This is a genomic window from Shewanella sp. 10N.286.45.A1 (assembly GCF_041470405.1).
Classification (GTDB): domain Bacteria; phylum Pseudomonadota; class Gammaproteobacteria; order Enterobacterales; family Shewanellaceae; genus Shewanella.
Genome location: NZ_JBFRMK010000369.1, coordinates 1 through 10,288, shown reverse-complemented (window position 1 = coordinate 10,288; position 10,288 = coordinate 1). Strand labels below are relative to the sequence as shown.

9 protein-coding genes are annotated in these 10,288 nt (G+C 43.9%); 7 read left to right on the top strand and 2 right to left on the bottom strand.

Annotated elements, in window-relative coordinates:
- Positions 1 to 186 precede the first annotated feature (186 nt).
- Positions 187 to 618, top strand: a complete 432-nt coding sequence (locus tag AB4238_RS21365) for a GNAT family N-acetyltransferase (protein WP_372035529.1) — start codon at positions 187 to 189, stop codon at positions 616 to 618.
- A gap of 506 nt (positions 619 to 1,124) precedes the next feature.
- Here AB4238_RS21365 and AB4238_RS21360 read toward each other — a convergent pair.
- The gene (locus tag AB4238_RS21360; RefSeq protein ID WP_372035527.1) at positions 1,125 to 2,744 is read right to left on the bottom strand and encodes an AbgT family transporter; all 1,620 of its coding nucleotides are present in this window, start codon (positions 2,742 to 2,744) and stop codon (positions 1,125 to 1,127) included.
- Positions 2,745 to 3,615: 871 nt separating this feature from the next.
- Between AB4238_RS21360 and AB4238_RS21355 the strand changes: the two genes are divergently transcribed.
- From AB4238_RS21355 to AB4238_RS21345, 3 genes are all read left to right on the top strand, one after another.
- Positions 3,616 to 4,185, top strand: a complete 570-nt coding sequence (locus AB4238_RS21355) for a LemA family protein (protein WP_248974221.1) — start codon at positions 3,616 to 3,618, stop codon at positions 4,183 to 4,185.
- Between the two features lie 73 nt (positions 4,186 to 4,258).
- A complete protein-coding gene (locus AB4238_RS21350) occupies positions 4,259 to 5,281 on the top strand; it encodes a DUF3137 domain-containing protein (RefSeq protein WP_372035525.1) in 1,023 nt (340 codons plus the stop codon).
- Positions 5,278 to 5,970: a lytic transglycosylase domain-containing protein gene (locus AB4238_RS21345; RefSeq protein ID WP_372035523.1), complete on the top strand. Its 693-nt coding sequence runs from the start codon at positions 5,278 to 5,280 to the stop codon at positions 5,968 to 5,970. Before AB4238_RS21350 ends, AB4238_RS21345 begins: the two co-directional genes overlap by 4 nt.
- 24 nt (positions 5,971 to 5,994) lie before the next feature.
- Here the strand turns inward: AB4238_RS21345 and AB4238_RS21340 are convergent, their stop codons facing one another.
- Positions 5,995 to 7,377: an MATE family efflux transporter gene (locus AB4238_RS21340; protein ID WP_372035521.1), complete on the bottom strand. Its 1,383-nt coding sequence runs from the start codon at positions 7,375 to 7,377 to the stop codon at positions 5,995 to 5,997.
- Between the two features lie 97 nt (positions 7,378 to 7,474).
- Here AB4238_RS21340 and AB4238_RS21335 point away from each other — a divergent pair, with 97 nt between their 5' ends.
- From AB4238_RS21335 to AB4238_RS21325, 3 genes are all read left to right on the top strand, one after another.
- Entirely contained in the window at positions 7,475 to 8,356 is an 882-nt protein-coding gene (locus tag AB4238_RS21335) for a LysR family transcriptional regulator (RefSeq protein ID WP_372035519.1), read from the top strand.
- Between the two features lie 189 nt (positions 8,357 to 8,545).
- Positions 8,546 to 9,940, top strand: a complete 1,395-nt coding sequence (locus AB4238_RS21330; RefSeq protein WP_372035516.1) for a M28 family peptidase — start codon at positions 8,546 to 8,548, stop codon at positions 9,938 to 9,940.
- A 20-nt stretch (positions 9,941 to 9,960) separates the two neighbouring features.
- Complete coding sequence (locus AB4238_RS21325; RefSeq protein ID WP_220737707.1) at positions 9,961 to 10,233, top strand: hypothetical protein; 273 nt, start codon at positions 9,961 to 9,963, stop codon at positions 10,231 to 10,233.
- The last annotated feature ends 55 nt before the right edge of the window (positions 10,234 to 10,288 follow it).

Below are 10,288 nucleotides of genomic sequence, written 5' to 3'. Positions count from 1 at the left end.
TGGATCGCCTCTAATAAGTATTTAGGATGGGAGAGCAAAGAGGCTTATTATCTCTTCTGCCGCAGAGCGGCTTCGTTCAACAAGCTAATTAATAAGGACAAAAAACAGTTGGCTGTTTTCGTTCCTCAACATTTTAGCCAACAATTTTTTGCCCATTATTAGGGCGTTATAAAGCAATGGATATTTATGCAAAGTATATTAATCAGCGATGATAAAGACTTACTTGATCTTATTAGTGTTCATGAGCTGCTAAGTAATGAGGCTCCATGGGCAAAAGGAATTAGTTTCGAAACTGTGAAAGTGTCTGTTGAAAACTCTTTATGTATCGGTGCATATTTAAATAATACTCAGGTCGGTTTTTGTCGTGTGATTACTGATTATTCGACTTTTGGAAACCTGGTAGACGTAATTGTTTGGCCGAGCCATAGAGGAACAGGTATCTCAAAGTTATTAATGGATGCTGTTATGAGTCATGAAAAGCTTTCAGGCTTACGACGTTTTACTTTAGCTTCATCGAATGCACAAGGTTTATATAGTAAATTTGGTTTTTTACCTGTAGCTAATCCTGAGATATTCATGGAGCGTTACAACCCTGATGTCTACTCAAAAGCCTTATGACAAGAGCTTTAAACGGAATAAAAACAGTTGGCTACGTTCCGCTTCGCTCCATAATTATAGTCAACTATTTTTATCCGCTTAAGCAGGCGTCACATATCCGTTTGCCGTACTTTCCCCTAGCAATGACAATCTAATACTAGCTACTCACTTGCTTTGAGCTGTGCAAACTTCTAAATCATGGATGATTTAGTAGAGCCTATATGGATATATTCACGGCGACTTGCAAAAGCTCAATGCAGCTGAATGGCGCTTGACTACCATATTTCCATTTAACCTCGATACAGTTCTTTAGACTCCTCAGGCTACCTCATACTTGTCCAAAAGTGAGTTTCCAAGTAGTCAAAAACTAATATGCTCTAATAGAGCTCAAAACCTTAACTACTTGCGCCTAGCGCCGTTAATATTCGAGAGTCGTCCCCTAATTTAGCTCCCATAAAAAAGACCGTATCTCATAATAGAAGATACGGTCTAATCATCAGCATTTACTATTGATTAGCGTCTAGTCCTTAAGGTGTGTAATAAGTTTCAGCACCTGGCCCTACAGGTAAGCCAAAGCCGAATACCCAGATGAAGAAGAAGCAGGTCCAGCCAATAAAGAACACGATGGAGTATGGCAGCATAGTGGCGACTAAGGTGCCGATGCCGAGGTTCTTTTTATATTGCGATGCTACCGCTAGAATGAGGCCGAAGTAACTCATCATCGGGGTAATGAGGTTAGTGACTGAGTCACCGATCCGGTAAGCCGCCTGGATAGTTTCTGGGGCATAACCAACAAGCATAAGCATAGGCACAAAGATAGGTGCGGTAACGGCCCACTGAGCTGAGGCGCTGCCGAGCATTAAGTTAATAAAGCCACACATCATAATAAACAGCACAAAGACTAATGGTCCGGTGAGTCCAATAGCGTTCAGTGCATCCGCGCCCGATACCGCAAGCACGGCACCTAAGTTAGTCCACTTAAAGAAGGCAACAAACTGCGAGGCAAAAAATACCAATACGATGTACATGCCCATGCTACTCATGCTGTGAGACATGGCATTAATGACATCGACATCACGCTTCATGCTGCCCACAACTTTACCGTAAACCAAACCAGGAATAGCGAAGCAGATAAAGATAAAGGCCACGATCCCTTTCAGGAATGGTGAGCCTGCAACTAGGCCTGTATCTGGGTTACGCAGCGGCGCTCCTTCAGGTACGACGGTCAGCGCCAGCAGGCATGACATGGCGAGTACTGCGATACCCGCAACCTTAAGGCCTCTTTTTTCTAGGTCTGTTACGCCATCCATTTTTTGTTGGCTGAGATCTGTTGCTGCTTCACTCGGGTCATACTTACCCAGCTTAGGTTCAACGATTTTCTCGGTCACTAGTGCGCCCAAAAAGGTAATAAGGAAGGTAGAAACAAACATGAAATACCAGTTCACCTCTGGGCCGACAAGGTAGTCAGGATCAATCATTTGCGCGGCAGCTTCAGTAATGCCCGACAGCAATGGGTCAACGGTTCCTAATAATAGGTTAGCGCTATAACCACCTGAAACACCTGCAAAGGCTGCAGCTAAGCCTGCCAATGGATGACGGCCGAGTGAGTGGAAGATCATCGCAGCCATTGGGATTAGCACCACATATCCAAGCTCTGCTGCGGTGTTAGACACGATGCCTGCAAATACTATGGTAAGGGTCACAAGGCGCTTTGATGTACCCATAACCAATAAACGCATAGCTGCAGAAAGCAAACCTGAACGTTCAGCAATACCAACACCTAACAGTGCAACAAGCACGGTACCGAGCGGGGTAAAGCCTGTGAAGTTGGTAACCAAGTTAGATACGATCATACGTAAGCCTTCGGCATTCATCAGGCTTACAACGTGAATGAGACCGTCGGCGCTACGGCCAGAGGCTCCTTCAGGGCGTGGGTCAATAACCGTTAGTTCAAAGTAACCAGCAATACCACTAATCACTACTACCGCGGCGCAAAACATTGCAAATAGCGTTATAGGATGAGGCAGCAAGTTGCCTAGGCGTTCAACAACATTGAGGAAGTTTACAAACCAACCACTCTGTTTCTGCTCGGGACTAGAGGGTGGGTCGTTAGGTAGAGGCAAGCTCTCGCCTTTATCGGTACTCATGTGATCTTCCTTCAATTGTCTAATTATTTTTATGTTTGTTATGGAGTCAGCTTAGGTTGCTTTGAAACATCTATTTTGTAGTCGAACCGCTATATCTATGGTTCGATATGTAAATCGACCTTGCATGATGGATAACAAAAATTAATTGAACCTTAAAAGGGGCTGTAAAGCTTACAGCTGTGCGGTATGACACACTTGTGTAGAGCTTTTTGAAAGTGGGGACAGAATAAAAAAGTCAAAAAAAAGGACTCATGTTGAATGAGTCCAAAAGGGATTGATTGTCTAACAATATCGCTTGGGATGTGATTACTATAGCGGCTTGTAACTGTATCCCAGCTGAATGAAAAGTAAGCGAGTTTGCAACTGGAGCATTAAGTCTAGTGAGCAGGTCGTTAAGCCAGCTTTTCAAACCTTAATGCCGTTTTTTAGGCTTTAATAGTCCAATACACCACTAATTTCTTTATACATTGGCAATGAATCGAAACCTGATTGCAAGGCTGTACAAAAATGCACTAGTTTTGTTTTGTCATTAGTTGCTGATTTAAATGTGATTAATTTTTATTGCTGTTGGTAATTTGGCCGGTTAATGTTATTTGGCAAGCCTAATCATTTAATGATGATAAGCCAGTACTATTAAGCAGTGAAATGTGATTTTATCGGCTTAATTAGGCCAACAACGTGAATAGTGAGTTAAAAAACACCAACAAAAAATGCAACTTAGTTAGTCTATTAGGCTGGATTTTGGCGGCTAAATAAGTAACAGTGTGGCTATTAAAGCCAATAGTCACGCGATAAATTGCAAGTTTCTCAGCGTATTGGTGAAGATGCCTCGATAGAAAGGCACGAATAACAACGATAAGGATATGTAGTAATGGAAGGTATTTTATTGGGCTTAGGGTTAGCAGTGATTATTGCTTACCTCTGGTATGTTAGCTTAATTAAAAAACGCAATGCGGGTCGAGAAGCATTATCTGGCATCGATGTGCAGCTAAAAAAGCGTTCGAACTTAGTGCCAAATATCTTAAAGATAGCGCAAAAGTTCATGGACCATGAAAAGTCATTACTGACTGAAATTACCGAGCTTAGAACGCAAGCGATAGCGGGCTATAGCGACACTGACCCCGATGCCGTAAAGAAGCATCTGCAAGTGTCTGAACAGTTGAATCAGAAAATGTCGCAACTTATGGTGAGCGTTGAAAATTACCCTGAACTTCGTTCAGACAATACCATGCTACAAGCGATGCAAACCTATAATGAGGTTGAGGCACAACTTTCTGCCGCACGTCGTTTTTATAATAGCGCCGTTTCTGAACTCAATACCGCCGTTGAAATTTTCCCTGGTTCAATCATTGCGTCAATTGCTAATGTAAAAGTGATGCCTTTCTATGAGGCCGATGAAGCAGCGAAAGCGCCAGTAGATGCGGCTGACTATTTAAAGTAACTCAGAGCAAACAAACGCTTTAGCTATTGCTTAAGCGTATTAACCAATAAATACGATTTAACATAGTTACTTTATGAATATCTTTAGTTTTATTTTTGGCTCGCAGATCAAAGCTTTGCGTAGTGGTGACAGGTTGCAGGCACCGAGCGATGAGCTTGAAGCATTTAAAGCACACTACCAACAACATATTGAACCGCTAACCAGCAAGTTTGAAAGCGCACGAGTGGCCAGCCTTAAAGCGTGCCGTGGCAGGTTGTACCTAAGCGCTGCTATCTATGCGGCGCTGCTGCTGTTAGCCTTGATGTTTAAACCCATGCTTAATCTTGGTTCTGTGCCTGAGTTGTTTTATATAGTGTTAGTGGTATTGCTACTGCCTTTTATATGGTGGCTATATCGTCCAATCAAACACTATAAACAAGACGTCAAGCAGCGGATTTATCCGCAAATATTCAAGTATTTTGGCAGTGACTTTATCTTTAGTCGCGATCACAAAATGAGTTTGAGTAAATTAAAGGCATCTAAAATACTGCCCTATTATGATAGTGCTAACTTCGACGATTATGTACAAGGTACCTATAAAGGCGTTGAGATAGCGCTTAATGAGTTACACCTTACTAAACAGGTGCAACGTGATAAACGCACTGAAACTCAGACTGTATTTAGAGGGGTGATGGTTGAGCTTAGCAGCCACAAGCCGTTTGATGGTCATACTGTGGTGGTTAAGAATCGTGGTGGGCTGATCAATTTCTTATCAGGAAGCTTTAAGGGGCTTGAGCGCGTCAAGCTTGAAGATCCTATTTTTGAGAAACAGTTTGATGTGTTCTCTACCGATCAAATAGAAGCGAGATTTCTACTGACGGTGACTTTTATGGAGCGCTTACAGGCATTATCGGCAAGCTTTGATAACAAGATCCAATGTGCCTTTTATCAAGACCGTCTACTGATTATGTTGCAGAGCAAAGATAATCGTTTTGAAATGGCATCGATATTTAAAGGGGCGACCTTCGAGTATGAGTTTAGCCAAATAAACAAAGAGATGAAGCAGCTATTTGCCATTGTTGATCTGCTAAAGCTAGATAGGTCGATAGGGTTATGATTAAAGTTTTGCTGCTATGTGGCCTTAGTCTTTTTAGTCTGTATAGCTGGGCACAAAGCAGTAAGCCACATTTTGTGGCTAAACCATCTAACAAAAGTGTATTGGGTAGTACCGCAAAAAGCAGTAGCTCTAAACCCGCAATAACTGCCCCAAGTAAGGTTTACCATTATCAAAATGCAGCTGGAGTGGTGGTTTTTTCCGACAGGCCACCAGAGACGGGTCATTACCAAGTGCGTATATATGACTGTTACGCCTGTAAACCCAACTCTAATATCAACTGGCAATCGATACCGCTATATACCCAACAGTATAAAGATGAGATTCGTCTTGCCGCACGCACTTACCAGCTTGAGACCGCGCTAATTCGAGCTGTTATTCATGCTGAATCTTCCTTTAAAGCATCTGCCATCTCTAAGACTGGCGCTCAAGGTCTAATGCAGTTAATGCCAGCAACTGCAAAAGAACTTGGAGTGAGCGACGCCTTTAAACCGAGTGAGAATATTCAGGCTGGCAGCCGTTATTTAGCCCAGCTTTTAGAACGTTTTGATGGTGACATCACGTTGGCTTGTGCCGCTTATAATGCAGGGGCATCTAGAGTGGAGCAGTATCAAGGAGTACCACCCTTTGCTGAAACTAAAGCTTATGTCGAACGGGTTAATATCTTGCTGCAGCGCTATCGAAAAACCTAAAAATCCTCCTTATATTGCCTGGCATTATGCGATGGCAACATGCCGCATTCCCGGTGTCGAGTTGCCCTTGATTTGGCGCTGCTTGATGTCAAAGTAAACCATAGGCATAACGACCAAACACAGCGTTATATTTGACAACGGCATGGCTAACCATACCCCATCTACCCCAATGATCTTCGGTAAAACATACAGAAATGGCAGCTGAATTAGCATATTACTGCAGGCCACTATCAACGCCTTCTTACCTTGGTTTGTCGCCATAAAATACACTGAGGCTAACGCAATAAAGCCATCTAGCGGCATCGCAAATAGATGCATACGGATCCCATCTACCGCGGTCGATATTAATATAGGATCTTCATTGTTAAATAGGCCAACCATTAGCTCTGGCAAAAGATTGAGTAACAAGGTCCAGCTAATGCCAGCAATAAAGGTGACTTTAACTGATAGCTTGAGCATCTTGCTGATATTCTCATGCTGCTCTGCGCCGTAATAGTAACTCACAGGTGGTTGTAGTCCTTCAGCAACCCCTTCGGCGACAAAGTAATACAGCACCATCAAATAACCCACAATAGCAAAAGCACCGACAGTGATAGATGAACCATAGTCCATAAATAGACGGTTATGTAGTGCAAATACAAAGCTAGTGTATAGGTACATAAACAGGCTAGACGAGCCAAGTAAAAGCATCTGTCTGCTAAAGCTTAGGTTGAATAGGGTGAACTTTGTAGGCCACTTTATGTTGCTGTAACCCGATAAAAAGTAACCTAAGCCTATCAGGCAGATAGTGATTTGAGCGGTTATGGTTGCAACCGCGGCGCCGGTTAATCCCATATCCCAAACGCCAATGAAAAGGTAGTCTAATACGATGTTGATAACAGCGCCTAAGGCCATCAATATTGTTGCTAAATTAGGGTTTTCATCGTTGCGAATTATAAAGGGCAGCGCGGCAGATAAAACCGTCGCAATGGTGGCCCAAGCATACACAGCGATATAGTCTTGCCCCATCTGCAAGGTGGCACCTATGGCGCCTTGAGCTTGTAATAGTTGGCTGCTGTAAAACAAGATGATGAAGGTGGAGACAGCCGATAATAGCAGCATGACAATCATACTGGTGGTGAGTATGGTTGGCGCTGTGGTCAAATCGCCTTTGCCACGTTGTATCGACAATAGACTACCGCTGCCCATGCCGACCATAATGCCAAATCCCACGACAAAATAGAGAACTGGCCAAGCCATGTTAATGGCTGCGAGGCCTTCAAAACCGATGTAATGGCCTATAAAAATTCCGTCAACAATCAGATATAAGCCATTGACCAACATTGCAGCAATGGCGGGCAGAGTATAACGCCAGAACGTTTTCTTAATGGATTGGTCTTGCGCCGATGTTGGTGTGAATGCTGACATTACTTTTACAGTGTTGAAGTTGGAATGTGGGCAGGTTACGCTGCTATTGAGATTGAACAAAGTTAGTTTCTATCTGTTTTTAATATAGGAGTTTGTGGTGAACTGGACATTGGATGAACTAAACGCATTTGTGTACTCGGTTAAACTAGGTTCTTTCTCTGCGGCAGGGCGGCGCATGGGTAAAGCGCAGTCTCGGGTCAGCACGGCGATCAGTAATCTAGAGGCCGATCTTGGCTTTGAGCTGTTTGATCGCAGCGCCAAGTTACCCATACTGACGGCGCTTGGTGAAGAGATGTTTATTGAAGCGCAAGCGGTACTTGCTCAGTGTCAACGACTGCATGCTCGTGCGATGACCGCCACATTAGGTGAAGAAGTGGCTCTTACTGTGGCGATGGACGAAGCCGTGCCGGTTAACGCTTTCGAGAATTTTTTCCTGCGAGTATCTACCCAGTTCCCATTGTTAAAGCTCACCATTATCAATGGCTCTCAAGAGGATATTGCGTTATGGGTCGATGAAGGTCGTGCCGACATTGGCATTATGTTCCACACTGCATTGTTACCGGATGCACTTGAATTCATGTCCATAGGGCAATTCAAACATAGTTTGGTGGTATCGCCAAAGCATGCACTCGCACAGATCAGCACACCCACATTAGAGCAGTTAATGCAGTATCGACAATTGGCGATTTGTGACCGTGCGGGTCAATCACAAAGTCAGCCTCTTTCGGCAAGCTATTGGTATATCGATAGTTACTACTACATTGTTGCTTTGGTATTACAGGGCGTGGGTTGGGCATTGGTACCTGAACATGTGGCAAAAACAGAATGGTACTCTAATGAGTTGGTTGAGTTATCAACAGAGTATATTCCCGATCCCTTGCTCGTTGAGATCGGTGTGGTTAATCGCCGCGATAAAGAGATTGGCCCAGTAATGCGTTGGTTTTTTAAAGAACTCGATCTCTTACTTGCGGACAGTTAATACTAGCTGGATCTTCGATAGTTGCTGGAGAAGCGTAGTATAACTGAGTAAAACAGCCTGATGCTGTGGTTGATGCCGCTAGCATTTATCCATCGACATACCTGCTAACAATTGAACGCATTACCATTGGCTATTCGTGACGCTGATTTGCTAAAGTGGTGCGCAAAATAACAACAAAAGACCTCTGTAATGAATATCGATCTAGCTGCTTGTTTTCGTCGCACCTTATTGCCTTTAACGACTGTCGCATTGACTGTAGTGACCACAGTCAGTATGGCCGCTGAATCACATGTCGCCCCTTCTGAAGAGGATATGCGACTGTACGATATTGCCACGGCACCAAGCGCTGCGCGTTTACATAGCGATGTTGAAAAATTGGTTAGTTTTGGTACTCGGCATACGCTATCTGATACCAAGTCAGACACCCAAGGCATTGGCGCAGCAAGACGTTGGATAAAAGCTGAATTTGAGCAGATATCTAAAGCTTGTGGTGGTTGCTTAGAGGTGATCACTCTCGGTGATACCGTTACGGGCAAGCGAATTTCTAATCCAACTGAAGTGGTCAATGTTATCGCTATTCAGCGCGGCAGTTCAGATCCTAAGCGTGTGGTGATGATGAGTGGCGATATCGACTCGCGAGTAACCGATGTGATGAACTTTACCTCAATCTCTCCCGGAGCCAACGACAATGCTTCTGGCGTGGCGGGGGCAATTGAAGCTGCGCGGGTGTTATCGCAATATCAATTTAATGGCACGATTGTTTATGCGGCACTTTCAGGAGAGGAGCAAGGCTTATATGGCGGCGCCACGTTAGCGCAATACGCACAAGATAAAGGCTGGCAGGTACAGGCCGTTTTGAACAATGACATGATTGGCAATATTGAAGGTATTAACGGCGTTATTGATAATCACTCGGTGCGGGTTTTCTCTGAAGGTGTACGCATTGCTGAAACGAAAGATGAGGCCAAAGAGCGCTATTTCAGCGGCGGTGAAAATGATTCGGCGTCACGTAACCTAGCCCGTAAGATCAAGACACTGGCCGATCAATACATGACTAATCTTGATGTCATGCTGGTATATCGATTGGATCGCTTCGGCCGTGGTGGTCACCATTTGCCTTTTAACAAAGCGGGTTTACCGGCTGTACGGATAATGGAAACCAACGAAAACTATAACCGCCAGCACCAAGATATTCGTGTTGAAAATGGTATCGCTTATGGCGATGTTATCGAAGGTGTCGACTTCAACTTTAATGCCAAACTCACTGCACTTAACGCCATTAGTTTAGCTTCAATGGCATGGGCGCCTGCGCCGCCAACAGAGGTTAGCATTAAAGGTCAGGTATCCCCGAGTACCACGTTGAATTGGACTCATGCTTCGCAACAAGATGTTGTAGGCTATCGGGTGTATTGGCGATTAACCACTGAGTCAGAATGGACCCACAGTCGCTATGTTGGCAATAAAACTGAATTTACCCTAGATAACATGGTCATCGATAACTACTTATTTGGTGTTGCCAGTGTCAGCGCCAATGGTAATGTCAGTCCTGTTGTATTTCCTGGTGCAGCGGGTGCATTTTTTTAGTTATTTTATAAAGGAAAAATATGAAAAGGATTTCAGCGATATTGCTAACGCTACTAGTGCTCGGTTCAGTTGCTTGCTCGTCACGGACAGCAATGAATGCAGGTTGTGACTTTGTCACCACAGCCCATGATAAAACGAAACAAGATGAAAGAGGCTATTCAAGCGGCGAAAGCCATATTGTAGAGACCAGCATTCTTACTGCCATTATCGGGATTTTTGTTCGAGAGGCTAATGATAACGATGAATGCATGGAGCCAGCACAGTATGTGGCAGTAAATTCGCATACTGACTGATATTGTGACTAAATGAAAACAGCCCATGTTAGGGGTTGTTGATCTTTCACGGTTG